The sequence below is a fragment of the Wolbachia endosymbiont (group B) of Villa cingulata genome (assembly GCF_964028285.1).
In the GTDB taxonomy this organism is placed as follows: Bacteria; Pseudomonadota; Alphaproteobacteria; order Rickettsiales; family Anaplasmataceae; genus Wolbachia.
The window spans coordinates 453,153-474,772 of the sequence record NZ_OZ034766.1 but is presented as its reverse complement, the minus strand read 5'-3'; the positions used below and the strand labels follow the sequence as shown (position 1 = coordinate 474,772).

Here is a 21,620-nt window from a genome sequence, read left to right as displayed (position 1 = left end):
TTATTAAAACATATTTTTAAATTTTTGCCAAAACCCTGGTTGATTATCATTAACCTTTGTGAAAGCTATGTTTAAACTGTATCTCGGATCATTTGGCATATCATATCTAATATTCAGTATTGAAACTTCGTTTTTATTATGAACAGAAACATCGTCATATGATAACTTTGTCGTGTAGCACTTTATATGCTTTTGCTTATCATATACTATATCACCTGATTCCCCTTCTAGTTCTACAAATTTAGTTTTTTTCTGACATTCTTTTATTTTTATTAGATCCTTGTCTAGTGATATTGAAACCGGTAGTGTATTACCAGCATACTCTTTAGCTAAAAGCTCACTTTGAGGATACATTTTTATTTCCCTTCCAAAATGTGAGTCTATAAAATTATTGCTCCAAAATTTGTCTCCAGAATGTACATATTCGTCAGTAGCATACGGTACACCACCATAATTGCATTGAACTTTGTAATCTCCAACACCATTATTTTGAAAAAAATCATGAATGGCAGCGTAACTATCAGCAGCATCATTTATGTAATCCATTACCTACCCCTTAAAACCTTTTAATTTATTATATCACAAGAAATTACATCTATCAATAAAAAGACTTTTTTTGATATCAAGTATCTAGGGAGCATATTGATAGGATTGTGACATTCGTATTTCCCAGTTCTTCACATACTGCTGGACTAATTCAGGATAATTTTCAATAATTAATAAATTTTCAGCGTTTCCCTTTTCAGCTGTCTTACTGAGGTTAAACGATCCTGTGATGACTTTTTGATTATCAACAATTATTACCTTATTATGAGCAATTTTTGGCTTATTATCGATCCAAATCGGTATTCCATTTGAAAACAATTCGCTTATGACACTATATTTTGAATGGAGTTGTGATTTATCTAAGACGACTTTAACATCAACACCACGCTCTTTGGCGTTAATCAAAGATTTTGCAACTGTTCCAAGAGTAAATGTATATTCTTGAACTAAGATAGATTCTTTAGATTGGTCTATCTCGCTGATTATCGGTACAGCACAGTCTTGTTCAGGTGAGAAGCAAACTGTTGCTTTTGGGCAAGGCGAGAATGTAGGACCCACATAGTAATACAGAGAAAAACATGCCGACAAAAATAAAAGATATAAAAGCCTCACAAACCACACCTAAATACACGGCGGTAGTCTACATCATAGTTTAATCATCTGTCAACCCATATTCCTTCCACTTCTCTGTAACTTTCTTTATTATTTCCTCGCTCATTTCAATTTTTCTTCCCCATTCTCGTTTGGTTTCAGGTGGAAGTTTGTTTGTTGCATCAAACCCTATTTTACCTCCGAGACCACTTTCAGGAGAAGCGAAGTCTAAATAATCAATTGGAGCATTCTCTATCATGATTGTATCACGTACAGGGTCCATTCTTGTTGAAACTGCCCACATTACTTCCTTCCAATCACGTACATTTATATCATCATCAACAACTATAATAAATTTGGTGTATAAGAACTGTTTGAGAAAAGCGAGTATGCCCATAATAATTCTTTTTGCATGCCCTGGATAAGCCTTTTTTATCGACACTACCGCTATTCTATATGAACAACCTTCTGGAGGCAGATAAAAATCTACTATCTCCGGAAACTGATTGATGAGAATCGGCACAAAGATTTCGTTGAGTGCTTCACCAAGAATTGATGGTTCATCAGGTGGTTTGCCAGTAAAAGTGCTGAGATAAATTGGATCTTTGCGCATTGTAATTGCAGTGATGTTAAACTCAGGAAACTGTTCAACAGCATTATAGTAACCGGTATGGTCTCCATATGGCCCTTCATCTTGGTAATTATCCAAACTTACATATCCTTCCAAAACAATTTCTGCATGAGCTGGAACCTGAAGAGGAATAGTTTTACAATTTACAAGCTCAAGTGTTTTTTTTCGCAGCAGCCCGGCAAATTGGTATTCTGATAAAGTCTCCGGCACCGGAGTTACCGCAGCAATAATCGTTGCAGGATCGCTACCAATCACAGCAGCCGCAGGAAACTTCATATTTTGCCCCCTCTCCTTCCACCGTTTATGGTGACCTGCACCACCACGATGTGCAAGCCAGCGCATGAGAGTCGTTTTTTTATTCACAACCTGCATACGATATATTCCAAGATTGAAATTATCTTGCTTGTCTGCTGTTGGTCCTTTTGTTACCACAAGTGGCCAAGTGATAAGCGGTGCAGGCTCGTTTGGCCAGCATGTCTGAATAGGTAGCAAACTAAGATCCACCTTATCCCCAGTTAGCACCACCTCTTGACATGGGGCTTTGCTCACAACTTTGCTCCGCATCGACAATACAACTTTTAGTAGAGGAAACATTTTCACAGCATCTTTGAAGGTTTTTGGCGGCTCAGGTGATCGCAAAAATGCTAGAAGTTTACCCAGATCCCTTAATTCATCAGAATTTATACCAAGTCCGAATGCAATTCTCTCAATAGTACCAAATAAATTCACTAAAACGGGAATTGAATTTTTGCCATTTTCTGTGACAACATTTTCAAAGATGATAGCTGGTCCCTTGTTTGACAAAACCCTACGATGAATTTCTGTCATTTCAAGAATAGTTGAAACTTCTTTTTTAATTCTAATTAGATCTTTTTTTTCTTCTAATGCTCTGATGAAGTCGCGTAAGTTATTGTACATATTTTAAAAATTTTAAGCCTTTTAAGAAGTGCTTTTCCCAGCACAACTCATTCACTTATTATTATAGAGGCTCTAGAAAAATTATTCTCCAATTCGCTTTTTAAGTTTTTATATTCAGCAGTCTTTAATTCTTCATTGGTAATAAAGCTTTTCTTTATGGTTATTAAATTGCTAAATTCGGTTCCATCATTTTTATATTTACAGAACCTATTTACATATAACCAAGGAGAATCTATTTCAAAATTCAAATTTTCACAGTTTTTAATTTTGATATCTTTTATTATCATATGGCTTTCCTTAGTTTTAGGAACACCAATAAAAAGGTCTGACACTTGGTCAGAAGCTGTATTGACAACATCATTAAGCCAATTATCTCCTAAATTCAAAGCAGGTCCTAGATTTGTCTTAAAAATCTTATTTTTTTGCTGAAACTCATATTTGATTGTAAGATCTTCTACATTACGTAAAGTAAGGTCAGGCAATTCTAAGAACTTCTTTTCCTCTTCATCAAGATATACCCCACTAATCATATGAAAAACAGAATCCCTTAGTTGCTCATTTGAATAATACAATCCAACCCCTGTTAAACCTAGGGCTGCTTCCCCTTGTACGGTAAGCCGGCCATATTCATTTACAACATTATCTTCTATAGTTAATTCACTATGAGATATCACTTTTGAATTTTCAGCTTGTACAGCAGGAATTTTTATGTAATCTGCTTCCTCAGAATTGAGTACTAGAGCGTTCCTATCAGCAATGTCTGGAAAAATACCCTGTGCCATACTGACGGTATTAGTTGGATCAATCCAATAAATTTTCCCATCTTTATTTGTTACTCTGAGCATCACATGATTGAAATTACCTATATTAGGCAACGATTCAGGATTGGAAATACCAGTAGTTCCCCTCATAACTAAAATAGGTTGAACTTTATAACCAAGTTCTTGTAAAATAGCAGCCGTGCTAGCAGAAAAGTCTTTGCAATCCCCGACTTGAGAATCAGCAATTTTCTCTAAATCTCTCGGGAAATATTTTCCTGATACTGTACGCCAGTCTCCCATGTACTGAACTTTTTCATTCAATAAAGAAGTAACAGCATTGATCTTATCTTCATCAGTACTCTCACTGGTAGCAGATTCTGCTATAGCTTTAAAAGTTGCAGGAAGTGGCTGGTTAATGACGCTATGATAACCAGGAGCTAATTTTTTAGCTAAATCCTCCCATTTAGATAGGCTTGAAAGTGATACCCAAGTGTTGTGTTTAATATTCAATATTCCATTATGTGGTTCACTTGTTGTGTTTTCATAAACTGCTTTCTTCAAAGCAATGCTTATAGAGTGTATATCATCATTTTTTTCCTCAGCGATTTCTAATACTTCTCTTGGATCATTAACTTTAATCTCCAGGGGTAATTCAGAATTGATTTTAGTATTGTCTGCTTGTAAATAATCCCCATAATAAGAGAGGCTCAAGCCATAAAAATTATCGACAGGAACCTTTTTGTTAACTTTTTTATACCTTAAATATACTTCTGTGCCAATTTCTATTTTGGGAAATGGTATGGTTACTTGCCTTAGCTGATCGAAGCCTTTACTAGGACTAGCTAGCGGTTTATCCTCTATCATGTCTTCAGTGACTATATATTCCTCTCCGTTATAAGCTGTTTTAGCTTCTAAAACAGTCAAATCTGCACTATCATCATTGTAGATTAAACTATACAGAGAAAATCTATCACGCCCAGACTCCTTGAGTATTTTTGCTTGAAGCTCTACTTCCGTTTCGTAGGTACCATCTCTATTAACATTAATGTTAACATTAGAAAACTTAACCTCGACAGAAGCATCTTCGTACTTACTCCACCTTGCTTCAGCTGTCGAAGCTACAAAAAATGCTAACATTGCTAAGTTAAAGACAGCTTTTAAAAACCTCATTTTTTACTTACATTTATTGAAAAATCATTCTATTATATCCGAACAACACTATCGGAAATGTAAGACTTAGTGTGTTCATATTACTTAGCGACGCGCTTACCGATATTATATGCAGCGATTACAAGATAATCAACTTTTTTGCTTACAATTTGCTAGAAATAGCGGTAAAGACTATCTAAATCTTTATAAATGCCTTACTCTGCAAAATTTTTCATCACCAAATCTTATGATGAACTTTACAAAAATATCTTAAATTTCATTTTATAAAGTTTGCATTTCTTGATAAAAATGTTTTAACATTGAGCATTTCTTTAATATTTGTATTCTTTAAGTAAGTGTATGTCTAAAATACCATTTTTATTGATTTTTATATTTGCAGTAGCAAGTTTACCAGTAATAAACAATTGGCTTTCACACCCCAGTCCAATCTTAAACGATGACCATATAAGTGAGAGATTAGATGACTACATAAGTAAAAATTTTGATAGAGTTCTAAAAGCTCTCCAGGAAGAGTCAGCTAAAAATAGTTATGCTAATGCAACCAAAAATAAAATTTCTCAGCATAAAAATGAAATATTCGACTCCACTTATCCTTACTCAGGAAATGAAAATAGCAATGTCATAGCTGTAGGGTTCTTTGACTATTCTTGTGGCTATTGTAAGGCAATAAAGAATGACATAAAACAGTTGATCAATGATGGCAAAATTAAATATATCTTTAGGGATGCTCCAATACTTGGTAACAACTCCTTAAAGGCAGCAAAAGGCGCTCTAGCTACTTATTTTATCGATAAAGAAAAGTACTTAGATTTTCACTACGCTGCACTAGATCACAGAGGAGAATTTTCAGACAAAACTATATTAGGTATAGTAAAAAATATAGGGATTAACGAGGACGATTTTAACAACTCTATGAAAAGTAATGCAGACAAAATTGAGCAAATGATAAACAACAGCAAACTTTTAGTAAGGGATTTAGGAGTAGGCGGTACACCTTTTGTGATAATAGGAGATAGTCTTTTTGTGGGAGCAACTGATTTAAATGTGCTACGCAAAAAAGTGGATGAGTTAAAAGATTAATAAATTCCCTGCTTGACAGCACAAGAGAGTTTAAGTATAGTTAAGATATAGTAAGTAACAATATGTATAGGCTACATATTAGTTCAAGAAAAGTAGGTGATGTTTGCTTGCAACACAGCACGACCTTAAGTAATTAGCCTTCCTAGGCTGGTTAATCTATTAAAATACAATTATTATTTTGGAGTTATAACATGAAAAATTTCAACAGAAAACCAATTGCTCTTTTTCGGCAAATCAAAGGAAAGAAAAAATCGAATAAATTATTGCATAATTTAAAAAGCACTTATCCTAGAGAGCTAAAAATAGGAGCTGCTATAAAGACAGGGGATTGCTTTTTTGACTCTGTGGCTCAAGGATTGAACGAGTTAAATATAAAACCAGATCATTATTTTACTGCAAAATCATTAAGAAAAGACTGCGCAGATTACGTTGAGCAACATGGTAAACAAGATAGTTGGGCCTATAAAGCAGTAATAAAAGACGCTGCTATTGGTGGCTACTTTGTTGCGCTAGAAGGTCCATATGGTCCTATACAAGATCCAAAAACTAAAATAAATATGATAGATGAGAAAAAGACTTTTCATGAGTACTTAAAAAATATTAAGAATATGGCCACAGGAGCTGGTTCTGCACCTATATGGGGTCGTCCAAACGTTGAAGGGAGAATGATATGTGACAAGTATGAAGTGGAGCTTTATATTTATTCAATAGATGAAGAAAGTCAAAAAGTTACAGTAACTAAAATTACAGCACATGATGATGATCCAGAAGTTTTTATGGAAGATATAAATCTCAAGAAACTAGAGATAGATAGTAGCAAAAAAACTGTAGGAGTAGTGAATTACATGAGGCATTTTGTGCCACTTCTAAGTGAAATTTCTGAAGATATAACAGAAAGTCAACCAGTTTCTAATGAAGAAATCTTTGGCGAGGTTACAGAAGCCTCTGCTTATGAGAAACCAGTACAACAAAAAAGCAGCGCTGGTGAGACGATTTTTTCGAATAGAAGAACTCCTATTTCTAATCAATCAGAGCAGAAACCACTAAAAGAAAGAGCTGCTAACAGAAGTATTGGTGAAAGAAATTCACAAAATCATGAAGCAATGTTAGAAAAAACACACAGTAAAACTTGTGAAAATACAGCAAAGATCTTGAGTGGAACTTCTAAGGATATGAAAAAAATTCCAGTAAAGAAATTCTTGAAGTAGGTAACAGAGTTCCTGCTTCTGAGCAACCAAAGCAAGAAGTACAACATAATACTAGAACTAGTAGCGCAACAATTTCGCAAGATCATACAGATAAAAAAATCCTTTTCTCTCGTCAACAAGAGCAAAAAACACAACAAGAAAGCAGCGCTAGTGAGCCAATTCATACAGATACAGTAATTACTTTTACTCATCAACAAGAGGAAATACAAAAGAAATTAATCAATAGTTACATGAAAGAGGCTATTTATAGCATAGCTGCTGTAATAACAGCTATAGTATTCACAGCATCTGCTATAGCTGCTGTTTTTACTCAACCAATTCCTTTAGCATCTCTTGCTGGAGTTGCTTTAGTTGTTGCATGTGTTTGTGTATATCAGTTAATGCAAAGTCATAACGACATTCATGAACTCAAAAGTGAGCCAAAGGAAAATATTGCTCATACTTTTCTAGAAGAAACGGGATTTAAAATTTATAGCCTGATTGATAAAGTAGCTTCAAAAGCTTAAGCTCTTCCCTACTTTATCTACACCAAATCAATTTTGTTTTCACAGGAGGAAATATGTCATTTACAGAAATTAGATTTCCAGAAAATATATCTTATGGTTCTACTGGAGGACCAGAATTTTCCACTGATATTGTAACAACTCATAATGGTTGTGAACAGCGTAACATCAATTGGTCTCGTGCACGCGCCAAATACAACATAGCTTATGGAGTTAGGTCAAACGAGCAGCTAACAGAACTCATAACATTTTTTCAGGCACGAAAAGGTAAAGCTATAGGGTTTCGCTTTAAGGATTGGTCAGACTTTACAGTTATCAATCAAGAAATTGGCATAGGAGACGATAAAAAAGCGATCTTTCAACTGATGAAAACTTACATAAGTGGAAAAGACAAGCATACACGAACTATTAAAAAGCCAGTGCATGATACAATAAAAATTTACCTAGATGGTGAAAAGACAGAAAAATATTCAGTAAATTATTCAACTGGAGAAATAGTATGACCTTACCCAGAAAAAGTAGACAGAAAGTTAAGACGTTTTTGAAGTAAAATAAAACGTCTTAACTTTCTGTCTACTTTTTCTGGGTAAGGTCAGCAATTTATGAAACCACCAGCAAAAGGCACAATAATCACCGCAAGCTTCGAATTTGATGTACCAGTACGCTTTGATACAGATTACCTAAACGCTTCTATTGATAACTATGGCAGCAGCAGCTGGAATAATATTCCTTTAGTGGAAGTGAAATAAGTTAAAGTAGGCTTCATAAAAATGAAGCGACACTGAGGCTCATATTTAAATGAACCTCAGCATATTTTAAAGCCTATCGCCCATTACAATGTTGGTGAGTCTTCACACTTGAAATTTCAGGAGATTCTAATTTAGTGCTTTCTTTTTCCTGTAAAACAGAAAGTTTTAATAACTCCTTTAGAGCTAATTTTTCAAGCGTTGTATCATCTTGATTTAAGATTTTATCTAGCATGTTTTTTTCCTGTAAGCGATTAACATAATTTCTAGCTTCCTCATTCAGACCCCCTATTGTGTTGACACAAGATAATACTAAATCTGAATTCTTCATTGCTAAAATTCCATTTAGGAAAATATCTAATTTTGCTTTATCCTTAGTTAAATCTTTAACTAATTTCTTTCTGATATTATCATTACTCATAACAAGTGTGGGATAAGAACGAGATTAATTAGTAAGTATAGAATCCTCCAAAGGTACTCCCTTCATGCCAGGTTGAGAATAGTGAATTATACTACATACAATAACTTCTGAAAAATTATCTATAGTATGATAACCAAAACCCTTGTAACAGCTTGCTAGCAAAGAAAAAAGACGTATTATACTTGTACCTCTATCTTTCATTTCCTCAAAAAGCTTCCCATCTTTTATTAGTTTATGCAAAATGTAATACATAGCTTGACAACCTGAATCGTAAAGACAAAACATACTACTTTTTTCAAAAATAGCCTTAGCTAATTCAATAGATTTTTTATCCTCATCTATAAAAGCTTTTTTATTTCTATTTAACTGTATGATTTCCTCTCTTCTCTCGCTATCTAACTTTATTATTTTCTTTATTAACGCTTCAAATGTTTCTGTGTTCATATATATCTTGTATCAATTAATATTAATACTTAATATATCAACTATTTTAAGAAAAGAAAATGAAAATCTTAATAAAGATTATATTTTTTTAATACTGAAGCTCTATACTTAAATGAGCCTCAGCATATTTTAAAGTCTATCGCCCATTACAATGTTCCATACCTGAAATTTGAGGAAATTCTAATGTAGTGTTTTCTCTTTCTTGTAAAATAGAAAGTTTTAATAATTCTTTTAGAACTAACTTTACAAGTGTTGTACCATTTTCCTTAAAGAGGTAGTCCATCCTATTGGTTTTCTGTATGTGATTGACAAAATTTCTAGCTTCCTCATTAAAAGCCTCGATTGTGTTGATACAAGATAATACTAAATCCGAGCTATTTATTGCTAAAATTCCATTTACGAAAATATCTAATTTTGTTTTATCTTCAGTCAAATCTGAAGCTAACCTATTTCTAATATCATCATTGTCAAACAAAATATACTCTAGGTACGAAGCAGACTCAATAAGTATAAAGTCTTCTAAAGGTAATGGTTCTGAATAGTTGTCAACATCAGTAAGTATTCCAAACTCAGTAATACACCCTTCTTTTCTCACAACATAGCAATCGGGAAGATTACGATACATTGATAGCAAAGAAAAAAGACGTATTATACTTGTACCTCTATCTTTCATTTCCTCTAGAAGCTTTTTATCATTTATTAGTTTGTGCAAAATGTAATCTGTAGCAGAACTTGGTTTGCGAAAACGAAACATATTATTTTCTGCAAAAATAGCCTTAGCCAATTCGATAGACTTTTTATCCTCATCTATAAAAGCCTTCTCGCTTCTATTTAATTGTATGATTTCAGCCTTGCTATTGCTGCGTAGCCTAGTTTGCCCTATTAACCTCTCAAATGCTTCTGTATTCATATATATCTTAATATAGTTAATATTAATATTAACTATATTAAGAAAAATAAATGAAAATGTTAATAAATATTAAGCTTTTATTAAAAAAGTAAAGTCTTTTTATATTTGTATGAGTATACAAGCAGTTTGATTGTTGTGATATATTTTCTATCGCACCCGGCTGCAGTGCCAAATATTAAGAACAATGTTCGCTTGCTAGCTTTCGCTTCAATATCTGCAAGATTGTGCTAGATACCCTGCACAACTTGCTTCAAAATTTCTGCTTGTTGTTGAGCATGGACATTAGCATAACCGCATGCAGAAGATGCAGCAGCGGGTCTTGCAACACACTTAGGCCTTTTTGCTTGAGTGTCTAGATTAGATAGAACCTCTTCTATTAACGGATTAACAAAAAACCATCCTCCCATATTTTTTGGTTCCTCTTGACACCATATAATTTCAGCGTTCTTATATTTTTCAAGTTCACTGCCTAGTTTATCGGCTGGGAATGGATAAAATTGTTCTAAACGCACTACTGCTATATCGTTTATTTTTTGTGCTTCAAGCATTTCAATTATGTCGTAATAAACTTTACCACTACATATTACAACTTTACGTATTTTATCACTTGCAACTAAACCTGTTCTACACTCTGGAATTACCGTAAGAAATTTTCCTTCAAAGTCAGAAAGGTTAGAAACTGTGCTTTTATGACGCAATAGTGATTTAGGTGTAAACACCACTAAAGGCTTACGAAAATCTCGATTAATTTGTCGGCGTAAAACATGAAAATAATTCGCAGGAGTAGAGCAATTAACCACCTGCATATTATCCTCTGCACAGAGTTGCAAAAACCTCTCTATACGAGCAGAACTATGCTCAGGCCCCTGCCCTTCATAACCATGAGGCAAAAGTAAAACTAGACCACTTGATCGCAACCACTTTGTTTCTGCTGATGCAATAAACTGGTCGATCATGATTTGCGCACCATTTGCAAAATCACCAAATTGCCCTTCCCAGAGCACCAGTGAATATGGAGAGTCAAGGCTATATCCATATTCAAAACCCATCACAGCATACTCAGATAGTGCGCTATCTATAACTTCAAAGCGAGCTTGCTTCTCACTTATGTTGTTTAGTGGAATAAACTCTTCTTCCGTTACTTGATCAACAAGCCTTGAATGACGGTGCGAGAAGGTACCACGACCAGAATCTTGTCCTGACAAGCGCACTCCTATTTCTTCTTTAAGCAATGACGCAAATGCAAGACTTTCACCAGTGGCCCAGTCTATGTTGCTACCGGAATTTATACTTTCTATTCTGCCATCAAGTATTTTCCTCACTTTATTATTGAGATTAAAACTACTTGGAATATTGCTATTTATGTGTACACCTAATTTTTTTAGCTCATCTGGTGAAACACCAGATTCCGTATAATATTCACTCAAATCGTTCAACTTTGCTCTTCTCAATTTCGACCACACTCCATCAAACCAATCAGCTTTTTTTGGAGTGTAAGTCACTGACTCAGCAAGACTTTTATCCAACCTTACCCTAAATTCGCTGCGCAATTTACTTACTTCATCACTAATTAGGACTTTCTCTGCAGCCAGCTTCTCTTCGTAAATTGTTCCCGGAGTTTTATGCCTTGATATTGCTTTATACATAAGTGGCTGAGTAAAATTTGGTTCATCACCTTCATTATGGCCATATTTGCGGTAGCATATTATGTCAATCACCACATCCTTTTTAAATTTCTGCACATACTCCATTGCCAAACTCGCGGCAAAACTCACGGCTTCTGGATTATCTCCATTAACATGAAATATTGGAGCTTCTATTGATTTTGCTACATCAGTACAATAAAAAGAAGAGCGTGCACAACGAGGATTCGCAGTAAAACCAACTTGGTTATTGATGACAATATGCACGATACCACCAACTTTATAACCTTCAATGTTGCTCAAAGTCAGGGTTTCAGCAACCACTCCCTGCCCGATAAAAGCTGCATCACCATGAATTGATATTCCAAGCACAGATCTCGTATTTTGTTTTGCCCTTACTCTTCCAGCTAGAACCGGATTTACCGCCTCAAGGTGAGATGGGTTAGGACATAAACTTAAGTGTATTTTTTTACCACCAGCAAGTGCTCGATCAGAAGAGTAACCAAGGTGATATGTGACATCACCAGACACCTCAAGACCACTTGGATATGCAAGGTTGCCTTGAAATTCAGACAGCATTGCCGCATAATCTTTTCCCATCACTTTGGTTAGAACATTGAGCCGTCCTCGGTGGGCCATACCAAGAACTATTTCTTCAATACCAAAAGCTGCAGAATCACTAATAACTCTTTCAATTGCAACAATGGCTGACTCCCCACCTTCGATAGAAAAACGCTTATACCCAGGAAATTTCATATGGAGAAATTGCTCGAACATCTCAGATTCAATCAAGTGCCTTAGTATTTCTTTTTTATCCTGAGGGCTTAGCGTATAGACCTGATTTTCAATTTTCTCCTGCAGCCAAACTCTTTCCTCATAAGAGGAAATATGCATAAATTCAAAACCGATATTCTTGCAGTAAATATCTCTGTAGATTCTAGTGTCACTTGTAGGAGAAAGATTCAAGTATTTTTGATAATCTATTTCCTTATTTACATTCGGTGATAATGGATTTAAGTCTGCAAAAAAGTGACCATAAAATCTGAAAAAATTTGCTAAATCATCAGCATCTACCTTAGCTTCATTCTGTGCTCTGCAGGGTTCTGCTTTATTAACTTCTAAATTGCTCGAAAAAATTCTGTACCAATCTTCTCCAATTGATTTATCGCCTTGCAAGTAACGGCTATAAATTTCTTCCACAAATTCGACATTATCGCCATAAAAACAGGAGTTATTTTTAAAACTGGACATAATCACTACAAAAGTATCAAATACTTATGAGTATAACTTAAGTTTTTTAAAAAAGAACTCCTTTAGTTTCTAATTATTAAGTTATACAAACACTGTAATCCGAGTTTTCCAGAAAGGGTGTCATTCTAGACTGACATCTAATCTTTCCATAAATGCTGTATTTCAACATAAAACAACTATACTCATCAACTTGTGCCAAATCATAATTCCTAGGTTCCAGTGTTAGCTACTTGGATGAAATCTTTTTTGGATTTCTATACTATTGCTGATTGAAGATTATTGAAATTTTTTTGCACATTAAGGAACGCAAGTGTTTATGAGTCAGAGGATAAGTCATATAACATTTACTCGGTCTTAATACTTTGAATTTATATTTAAGTAAACGATAAACAGTAATTGGTATGAGTGATCTATTTAAAAGTGACAATTATGATAAAAATCTCAATTCTTTGATAAGAGTCATAAAGCTGAAGGATACAAAAAAAATTAATGAACAATATGATGAAACACTGAAAGATTTATCTCAAGCTCTGAAGAATTTTACAAACAACGCAAAAGATGTAGCCAAATTTGTTATATATAGCGACTTGAATAATTATGTAGAACCTTTGAGCACAAAGCCACTCGGTTTTATTGGAACATTAAAAGGGATATTAGATAGAGTCTTGGGAAAAGATATTCCAACTAATGATAATGACATAAAAAATTTTGTTGGTGATGAATTATCAGGTTTCACTATAGAAAAAGCAGCCGAATACACAAATATTTTAAGTACAATTAATCTATTCAAGAAAGGACTTCAAGAAATTTTAGATTCGAAACAGAGTGGAAAAGGCAATAAAGAACATAAATCATACGAAGTAAGCACGGAAAATAAAACGACATCAAAGCAGAAGGAAGATACTCCTAAGCTGCAAGAAGGAAAACAGCCGGTAGGAAAATTGGTTATGAAGAGAATAAAACGGCCAACAACAGCACCTCCGCCACCTCCTACTGCCTCAAAAAAGGTACACTTTAAACCAGAAATAGAGAATGTATCTCCTGAAGATTCAGGCTATGAAAGTTCATTAAGTGAAGAGTCTGGACATGAGGAAATATCAAATTATCAAGAGAAAAGTAGTAAATCTTCAACAAAAGATTCGGAAGACTCAAAGTTAGCTAAAAAGGAGCCAACTCACAAAACGAAACCTAAGAAAAATGCAGGAACAAGAAGAGGATATAAAAAGAGACAGGCTCCAGAGCCACCAGCGCTAAACGCTACCAATCAAGAAATTAGGCAAGAAACTAAAGAAGATAAATCTGAAATACTGTCAAATCCTAAAAGGCTAGATATTGTTGATCAACAAGTGAGCACGAAACCAATAATAGTAGAAGTGACTTCGCAAAAATCAGCTGAAAGTAAACCAATCCTGAAAAAATCTGCTGATAAAGCAGCATCAGAAGTAAAAGCGGTTATTATAAAAGAAAAAGTAAATAGCAAGAAGGACGGTAGAGTAAAGTCAATAGTAGGAAAATTTGAGCAAAATCAAGTTGCTAAGAGCAAAGCCACCCCTGCAACACAAGCAGATATCGGTATGAAGAAAGATCCTGCACCATCGCAAAAAACTGCCTCCCAATCTCACTCATTTCCGGTAGGAAATAAAAGATCTAAAATGAACCCCATAACAGCAAAGTCCGATTCTAAACTTCCGGTTAGTAAAAAACCTCTTCTCACTCATGTTAGTGTAAAGAAAATAGCTGCACGATTTGAAAGCCATGGGAAGAAATAGTTGTAACCTATTGAACAAACCCTATAATATCCTTGATCTTTTTTATATTGTTATTTGCAATCTCTGCTGCTTTTTCTGTACCTTCTTTTAATATTTTATGTAAATGGAGCTGATCCTTCAAAAGACCGTTCAACTTCTCACGTATGGGTGATATAACACTGATGATTAAGTCAGCTAACTCTTTTTTAAAGTGTTTCATATCATGTTTATTCACTTCTTCACACACTTTTTCCACATTTAAATCACTAAGCACTGAATAAATGTTTACCAAATTGTTTACTTCTGGACGGCACTTTAAAGTAGCAAAATCAAAGCCTAGAATTGAATCTGTTTTTGCTTTTTCTATTTTCTTGACAATCAAGTCATCTGTATCGTCAAGGTTAATGCATGAGTATTCTGAAGAATCAGATTTGCTCATCTTGCTTGCTCCATCTCTTAAGCTCATTATCCTTGATGTACAATCCAAAGTTAAGATTTCAGGTATGATGAAATGACTACATTTATAATGATTGTTAAAAGCTGATGCAATATCACGTGCAAGTTCTAAATGCTGTTTTTGATCATCGCCAACAGGAACATATTTAGTTTGATACAGCAATATATCCGCAGCCATAAGTACTGGGTAGCTATATAACCCAAGAGAAGCTTTTTGTCTATCGCTTCCAGCCTTATCTTTAAATTGAGTCATACGATTAAGCCAACCAATTGGTGTATAGCACCCTAGCAGCCAGCCCAATTCTGCATGACCACTAACTGCGGATTGATTGAAAATAATCGACTTTTCCGGATCTATTCCACATGCAATATAAGTTGCTGCTGCTTTAAAAATATTATTTTTTAATTCATTTGCGGGAAGCTTATTTGCTGTGATTGCATGCAGATCAACAACACAAAAAAGAGATTTATATTTATCCTGCAACCCTATCCACTGCTTAATTGCACCAAGATAATTGCCCAAGTGTAGTACTCCACTTGGCTGAATACCTGAGAAGACAACTTTTTCCATACCTTGAGTGTTTTATTAGTTACTTTCGCAATCAGCAGATTTTTTAGAAAGAATAACCATTGCAGGACGAAGCAACCTATTTTTAATTGTATAACCAGTTTGTAGTACTTCTACAATAGTGCCAGGCTCTTTTTCATTATCTTCTCTTTCCACAACAGCTTGATGTAAATTGCTGTCAAAAGAGTTACCTATTGGATCTATTTCTTCTATTCCATGTTTTTTTAGATCACTCACAATCTTTTGGTGCGCCACTTTTATTCCTTCATGAATAGGATCATCATCTTTCAAGTTTTCCATTGCTTTTTTTAAATTGTCACAAGAGTCGATCATATCACGTGCAAATTTTGTGACTGCATAATCACTTGCATCGCTAATTTGCTTTTGCATTATACGTTTAACGTTTTCATTATCCGCAACAGCGCGACGTAAATGATCTTCAAGCTGAACTGCACGTTCTTTTAATATATTAAGCTCTTCACTTAAATCACCTGTTTGCTGATCTTCTTGATCATCCCCTTTTCGTTTACTGACCATATCTGCAAATTTCTTTTTTTTCCCTTTATTACTATCTGACATATCATTCACCCTTACAAACTTAATAAATATATAACAATCAATCTAAAAATATCAAGCGTTAGCTATCCTTGTCTTTCTATGCTTGCATTTAAAAAGTCAATCAAAGCAGTTTTATAAAGAGAATCAGAAAAAGTATCAATATTACTTTGCGCCATATTAATATAGTGTTTAGCTTCTTCCATAGAAACATGAATGGCATTATGATGATTAATATATTGTAATGCTTGGTCAAAATTGTGTCTAGCTGAAGAAAAAGATTTCTCCCAGAATTTTTGTTCTGATGGGCTGCCTTTTTCATATGCTATAATAGAAGGTAAAGTAACTTTACCTTCAAAGAAATCTTTTCCAAGTTGCTTTCCTAAAGTGCCTTGATTAGCAGTATAATCTAGCACGTCATCAATTATTTGGAATGCCATACCAAAATTAAACCCGAAATTCCTTAGCCTCTCTGTTTCATCACTTGTGGCTCCAGATACCACTGATGCAGCCTCGCAGCATGCAGAAAATAAAGATGCTGTCTTTTCTCCAATGATATTAAAATAATTTTTCCTAATTGTGTTAGGGTCAAAACGCGTTGTCATCTGCTTTATCTCACCCTTGACAAGCAAATTAGATGCCTTAGATAAAATAGAGAGAACACTTAAATTCCCACATTCTATAAGCCATCTAAATGCTAAGGCCAATAATAGATCACCAACTAAAATGCTTGATTTATTCCCCCAAATTTTATTTGCTGTTGCAACTCCATGGCGTGCCTTACTTTCATCAAGCACATCATCATGAAGTAAAGTAGCGTTGTGTATAAATTCTACCGATGCAGCAATGTTGACCCTACTCTCTCCAGAGTAATTCAGCATTTTACATATAATAAAAATGAGCTTAGGCCTTATCTTTTTTCCTCCTGAATTAATAAGATGAGATGTAATATCGGTAGCAAGCTTAGTACCTTCATCATTGACATTTTTGAAGATAAAGTCATTCATAGCCAATAAATCAGAAGATACAATATCATCTAATTTACTACTTTTTGTTAAATCAGTGTTTAGCATTTAAGAGGACTTATGCTTCTTGCCCTTGTACTTTCTCAACTTTTTTCTTTTCTATTTTTTTCGATTCTGTTTCTAAATCTACTATGCCTTTTTTAATGAACCACATTACCCTTTCAGTTGCTTGCGCTCCTACACTTAGCCAATGTTTTAATCTATCAGCTTTTACCACAACACGATTTTTATTGTCTTTTGGCAACATTGGATCATATTGTCCTATTCTCTCAATAAAGCGCCCATCTCTTGGTGCTCGTGAGTCGGCTACAACTATCCTATAAAAAGGACGTTTCTTTGCCCCAAACCTTGCTAACCTTATTTTAACTGCCATGTCAACCTTTATTCATATATTAATTACAATTTAAATACAATAAACAGCTCAAGTCAAACTAATTGTACCTCTTTTACCTAAAAATACAATATAGCCCCCTCCAATCACTCATAAAAGGAAGATCTAGGATAATAAACTTTTTTATATATCATCAATCATAGCATGATTAACTTCTACTCTATACTTTGATTTTAGATAGCTAATTAACTGTTCCTTTAGCGATATCATCACACGTTTTCCGGTGTCAAGCATGTTTAATTTACCATTTGATGAATGCATTTGTTTTAGAACGCCTATTATAATTTCATTATTGTATTGAATAGGATCTGTTACCGAATTAGTTGTTTTCATATTGAAAATCTCTTCTATGAAAGAAAAAGGGTAGTTTTGTTCATTGCGTTGTATTTGCTGGCCTTTAACCAATTTTATACCTTGCATTTCTTCCAAATCTGTCTTTTCTCTTAGTTGAACTGCTACTTCTTGTCCCATTTTAAACATTCTTTCTTTTATAAATTCACTACGCCAAAGCTTTATGGCTGATTCCCTACTTTCTTCAAAATTTTGTAATTTAGGAGGAATGATATCACTGATTTTTACACCAACAACAGTATCTCCAACACCCTTAAAATAACTCTTCTGATCTTTTTCGCGTGAAAAAATGAAAGAAATGAAATCACTGGAATTTCCTACTTCATTACCACTTTGGTCTTTTCCACTAGCATCTACTGGACCAATGGTTTGTATAGGTAAATTGTAATTATTGGAGATTTCTTCAATCGTTGCACCATTGTATATCTTATAATTCACTTGATTTATGAAATCATTGACTTTTTCAAAAGACTTTTGATTGGTTAAAACTGACCTTATGTCTTTTTTTAAATCAACCAAGTCTTCATCAGAGATTTGATGTATGCTTTCTACCTTTATTACGTGCCATCCAAAATTGCTTGTTAAAACTTCACTTACTTCACCTGTTTTGAGAGCAAATACCTTTTCTCTCATATTTTCAGGTAAGAAATCCTTAGTTATATTATTTACTCTGGTTTCATCGAGTTTCACTTTATTAAACTCTTCTATTATTTGTTCAAAGCTTGCTTTACTTTCTTCAAGTGCTCTTCTTGCTATTTCAGCTTTTTCTTTGGTAGGAAATATCACATTGAATATGTCTCTTTGATTTTTAAGTTCCTGATGTTCTATTATACTATCAACCTCTTCATCTGAAATTCTGATTTGATCTTCAAAATATTTTTGATCCAGAGAAATGTATTGCGCAGTTCGATACTCAGGGTAATAAAAATTGGACTTATTTCTTTCATACAAATCAAGTAAGGCTTGATCATCTGGTTCAGGAACGTCTGTAATTGCATCCTCAGTTATTTTAACAATATCAACTACTCTAGTTTGGTAGCGATTTTTGTATATCTGCTCATCAACACTCTCACCAAAAGTTACCGGATAATTATCTTTAAATAACGAAGTTATGAACATCATTGCAGGCAGGATTTTCTCTAGTTTTTCTATATATTCCTTTTCTGTTATATGCAGGCTATTTAGAGTTTGATGGAATTTATTATGGTCAAATTCTCCTTTATCGTCCTGAAAGTACTTGGTATTTTTTATATGGCTTTTGATAGATTCTTCTCCAACTTTTAATCCAAGTTCGCTAATTAGGTTAAACAATAGTTTTTGCTCTATAAGTGCGTTAAGTAAATCATATTTCAGCTTTTTTACTTGTTCTTTACTTACATCAGATCCAGAAATTTGCTTTTCATAATTTTGATATAGTAATTTATATTCATCTGATGTTATAACTTCCTTTCCTACTTTAGCTAATTCTTTCCTTTCATCATCATTTGATAAAAGATTGCCAATCCCCATAAAGATTAATAAGCAAACTAAAAGGAGAACGATTGCCTTGGTAAAAAAATTTCTAATACTCATTGTAAACTCAGTTAACTAACACTTAAATTTAGAATAGCAATAATTTAATCTTTGTAAATCTATTAACAAATTAGCTAATATATGTAATATTATAGTGTATTAAATTGAATGGAAGCTTATATTAACCTAAGAGCCTGTAAGTGATCTCTGAATATGGTAAGATGAGGTATAGTTGACATGAGGTAAAGTATGAGGAATACATATCCAAGTGACATAAGTTGTGAAAAATTCGAAAAGATTAGACTAATTTTAGAAAGCGTGCGAAAGAAAACAAAGCCAAGAAGATTAGGTTTATATGAGTTATTTTGTGGTGTGCTTTATGTACTAAAAAGTGGCTGTCAATGGCGAATGCTTCCAAAAGAGTTTCCAAGATGGCGAAATTGTTACGATTACTTCAAGAAATGGAGTAAAAAAACGAATGAAGATAGAGAAAGTGTTCTAGAAATTGTCTTAAAAAAAATTGGTTGGAGAGAACAGTGGTCGTAATACTAAAACAAGCTTCTGCATCATTGATGCCCAAAGTGTAAAAAATACCGATACTGCTGAAGAAGAAGGTTATGATGCTGGCAAGAAAATTTCAGTAATAAAGCGTCATATCGCAGTTGATACACAAGGTTTGACACACGCAATTCATATAACAACGGCAGAAATAACTGATCGTAGTAGTGCTTTGACAATGGTTAAAAATGCTAAAGAAAGTCTCTCTGAAGTTAAAAACATACTGGTTGATGCAGGCTACACTGGAGAAAATTTTGCAACACAGATGAAAGTAACTATTGGTGCAACTGTTGAGGTGAAGCGAATTACACACCTTTTCTGTATTGCCAAAAAGATGGGTTGTTGAGAGATCTTCTTTTGCCTGGTTGGAAAAATGTAGGCGACTTTGGAAAAATTGCGAGCGTAAACTTAATACTAGCCTACAAATTTGCTTTTACTTCTTTCCTCCTCAAAAGTACAGGCTGGACGGTATCATAGAAAGACCTAAATGGTTCTAATTCTGTATTCACAAGGTAAGCCTTACTTTTCATTTTTAATAGTAGTATATGGAGTTACATATGATCAACAACTTTTTAGGTATAGATGTTTCAAAAGAACACTTTGATGTTTCTCTCTCATTTATAAGTAAAAAAGGAAAACGTGAAACTAGAAAACGGAAGTTTAAAAACGATGATACAGGGTTTCAAGGTTTGCTGAACTTTCTACAAAAACATAATGTAGAAGAAGTAAAAGCTTGCATGGAATTCACGGGTTGTTATAGCGAGGCTTTAGCTGAATTTCTATACAATGCTGGACATTTTGTTAGTGTTGTAAACCCAGCTTGCATAAGATTTTATGCAAAAAGTAAGCTTACACGACAAAAAAATGATCAGATTGATGCAGAGATTATTGCAGATTATTGTCAAAAACAGGAACCTTCCCGTTGGATGCCACCATCTCCTAAAAAGAAAAAATTAAAACATCTTTATCGTTGCTCAGATGCGTTAAAAAATGAGTTAACATTAGTAAATAATCATTTAGAAAAAAAAGAGAGACTATCTGAAGAAGTTGTAAATGCTTGGGAAAGCCTTGCAATGAACATAGAACAATCAATAGAAACAATAAAAAACTCCATACGTGAACTATTAAAACAACACAAAGATTTGTTGGAGGATTTTCAACTCCTATTAACTATTCCAGGAATAGGAGAGGAATCAGCAATAGCTATTTTAGCTGAAGTTCCTGATATAAAAGCCTTTATAAATGCCAGGCAATTGGCAGCATACGCTGGAACTATACCACGAAATATAACATCAGGCTCATCTGTACATGCCAAGCCCAGATTAAGTAAAACCGGTTTACAAACATTACGTAAGGCAATGTATTTTCCTGCTATAGTAGCTAAGAATCACAATCCTATTGTTATGACTTTTTGCGAAAAATTAAAAGAAAAAGGCAAGCATGCTATGTCTATAGTTGGTGCTGCAATGCGTAAGTTACTTCATATAGTCTTTGGTGTTTTAAGTTCAAGAAAGGCTTTTGACCCAGATCATATCAAGAACTACAGAGCTAGAAGGTTGAATAAAGGTTTAGTACTTTAAAATTAAAAAATGCTTCCAATCTATATTAATTACAAAAGACTTTAGAATTTTAT

General features: G+C 34.0%; 18 protein-coding genes and 2 pseudogenes. 7 read left to right on the top strand and 13 right to left on the bottom strand.

Features of this window, described 5'->3' with window-relative positions:
- Window positions 1–3 precede the first annotated feature (3 nt).
- The 4 genes from ABWU52_RS02460 to ABWU52_RS02445 form a co-directional block, all read right to left on the bottom strand.
- Window positions 4–546 carry a hypothetical protein gene (locus ABWU52_RS02460; protein WP_010402210.1) on the bottom strand — a complete coding sequence of 181 codons (543 nt, stop codon included), beginning with the start codon at window positions 544–546 and terminating at the stop codon, window positions 4–6.
- A gap of 84 nt (window positions 547–630) precedes the next feature.
- Window positions 631–1,158 carry a phospholipase D family protein gene (locus ABWU52_RS02455; protein ID WP_211908428.1) on the bottom strand — a complete coding sequence of 176 codons (528 nt, stop codon included), beginning with the start codon at window positions 1,156–1,158 and terminating at the stop codon, window positions 631–633.
- 40 nt (window positions 1,159–1,198) lie between these two features.
- Window positions 1,199–2,686 (bottom strand): UbiD family decarboxylase, encoded by a 1,488-nt coding sequence (locus ABWU52_RS02450; RefSeq protein ID WP_353277418.1) that lies wholly within the window; start codon window positions 2,684–2,686, stop codon window positions 1,199–1,201.
- 47 nt (window positions 2,687–2,733) lie between these two features.
- On the bottom strand, window positions 2,734–4,617 hold the full coding sequence (locus ABWU52_RS02445) for a DUF3857 domain-containing protein (protein ID WP_353277416.1): 1,884 nt from the start codon (window positions 4,615–4,617) through the stop codon (window positions 2,734–2,736).
- Window positions 4,618–4,956: 339 nt separating this feature from the next.
- Here ABWU52_RS02445 and ABWU52_RS02440 point away from each other — a divergent pair, with 339 nt between their 5' ends.
- The 4 genes and pseudogenes from ABWU52_RS02440 to ABWU52_RS02425 all read left to right on the top strand — a co-directional run bounded on the left by ABWU52_RS02440 (window position 4,957) and on the right by ABWU52_RS02425 (window position 8,157).
- Window positions 4,957–5,697 carry a DsbA family protein gene (locus ABWU52_RS02440; RefSeq protein WP_353277414.1) on the top strand — a complete coding sequence of 247 codons (741 nt, stop codon included), beginning with the start codon at window positions 4,957–4,959 and terminating at the stop codon, window positions 5,695–5,697.
- Between the two features lie 191 nt (window positions 5,698–5,888).
- Entirely contained in the window at window positions 5,889–6,905 is a 1,017-nt protein-coding gene (locus ABWU52_RS02435) for a hypothetical protein (RefSeq protein WP_353277412.1), read from the top strand.
- A 230-nt stretch (window positions 6,906–7,135) separates the two neighbouring features.
- The gene (locus tag ABWU52_RS02430) at window positions 7,136–7,411 is read left to right on the top strand and encodes a hypothetical protein (RefSeq protein WP_353277411.1); all 276 of its coding nucleotides are present in this window, start codon (window positions 7,136–7,138) and stop codon (window positions 7,409–7,411) included.
- A 53-nt stretch (window positions 7,412–7,464) separates the two neighbouring features.
- Window positions 7,465–8,157, top strand: a pseudogene (locus ABWU52_RS02425) (TIGR02217 family protein).
- Window positions 8,158–8,230: 73 nt separating this feature from the next.
- On the opposite strand, the gene ABWU52_RS02420 reads toward ABWU52_RS02425, so the two are convergent.
- The 4 genes from ABWU52_RS02420 to ABWU52_RS02405 all read right to left on the bottom strand — a co-directional run bounded on the left by ABWU52_RS02420 (window position 8,231) and on the right by ABWU52_RS02405 (window position 12,823).
- Window positions 8,231–8,575, bottom strand: coding sequence for a hypothetical protein (locus tag ABWU52_RS02420; protein ID WP_353277409.1), 345 nt, complete (start codon window positions 8,573–8,575; stop codon window positions 8,231–8,233).
- 24 nt (window positions 8,576–8,599) lie between these two features.
- The gene (locus ABWU52_RS02415) at window positions 8,600–9,019 is read right to left on the bottom strand and encodes a hypothetical protein (protein WP_353277407.1); all 420 of its coding nucleotides are present in this window, start codon (window positions 9,017–9,019) and stop codon (window positions 8,600–8,602) included.
- A gap of 136 nt (window positions 9,020–9,155) precedes the next feature.
- On the bottom strand, window positions 9,156–9,929 hold the full coding sequence (locus ABWU52_RS02410; protein WP_353277405.1) for a hypothetical protein: 774 nt from the start codon (window positions 9,927–9,929) through the stop codon (window positions 9,156–9,158).
- A 227-nt stretch (window positions 9,930–10,156) separates the two neighbouring features.
- Complete coding sequence (locus ABWU52_RS02405; protein ID WP_353277404.1) at window positions 10,157–12,823, bottom strand: 2-oxoglutarate dehydrogenase E1 component; 2,667 nt, start codon at window positions 12,821–12,823, stop codon at window positions 10,157–10,159.
- Between the two features lie 401 nt (window positions 12,824–13,224).
- On the opposite strand from ABWU52_RS02405, the gene ABWU52_RS02400 reads away from it, so the two are divergent.
- A complete protein-coding gene (locus ABWU52_RS02400; RefSeq protein WP_353277402.1) occupies window positions 13,225–14,592 on the top strand; it encodes a hypothetical protein in 1,368 nt (455 codons plus the stop codon).
- A 7-nt stretch (window positions 14,593–14,599) separates the two neighbouring features.
- On the opposite strand, the gene trpS is transcribed toward ABWU52_RS02400, so the two are convergent.
- From trpS to ABWU52_RS02375, 5 genes are all read right to left on the bottom strand, one after another.
- Window positions 14,600–15,598, bottom strand: coding sequence for a tryptophan--tRNA ligase (gene trpS, locus ABWU52_RS02395; RefSeq protein WP_353277400.1), 999 nt, complete (start codon window positions 15,596–15,598; stop codon window positions 14,600–14,602).
- A gap of 15 nt (window positions 15,599–15,613) precedes the next feature.
- Entirely contained in the window at window positions 15,614–16,174 is a 561-nt protein-coding gene (locus ABWU52_RS02390) for a nucleotide exchange factor GrpE (protein WP_353277399.1), read from the bottom strand.
- Between the two features lie 62 nt (window positions 16,175–16,236).
- The gene (locus tag ABWU52_RS02385; protein ID WP_353277397.1) at window positions 16,237–17,223 is read right to left on the bottom strand and encodes a polyprenyl synthetase family protein; all 987 of its coding nucleotides are present in this window, start codon (window positions 17,221–17,223) and stop codon (window positions 16,237–16,239) included.
- A 10-nt stretch (window positions 17,224–17,233) separates the two neighbouring features.
- Window positions 17,234–17,548, bottom strand: coding sequence for a 30S ribosomal protein S16 (gene rpsP, locus ABWU52_RS02380; RefSeq protein WP_006015540.1), 315 nt, complete (start codon window positions 17,546–17,548; stop codon window positions 17,234–17,236).
- Between the two features lie 141 nt (window positions 17,549–17,689).
- On the bottom strand, window positions 17,690–19,489 hold the full coding sequence (locus ABWU52_RS02375; RefSeq protein WP_353277395.1) for a peptidylprolyl isomerase: 1,800 nt from the start codon (window positions 19,487–19,489) through the stop codon (window positions 17,690–17,692).
- A 189-nt stretch (window positions 19,490–19,678) separates the two neighbouring features.
- Here ABWU52_RS02375 and ABWU52_RS02370 point away from each other — a divergent pair.
- Both ABWU52_RS02370 and ABWU52_RS02365 read left to right on the top strand, forming a co-directional pair.
- A pseudogene (locus ABWU52_RS02370) lies at window positions 19,679–20,484 on the top strand (IS5 family transposase).
- Between the two features lie 60 nt (window positions 20,485–20,544).
- Window positions 20,545–21,567, top strand: a complete 1,023-nt coding sequence (locus tag ABWU52_RS02365) for an IS110 family transposase (protein ID WP_353277393.1) — start codon at window positions 20,545–20,547, stop codon at window positions 21,565–21,567.
- Window positions 21,568–21,620: the final 53 nt, after the last annotated feature.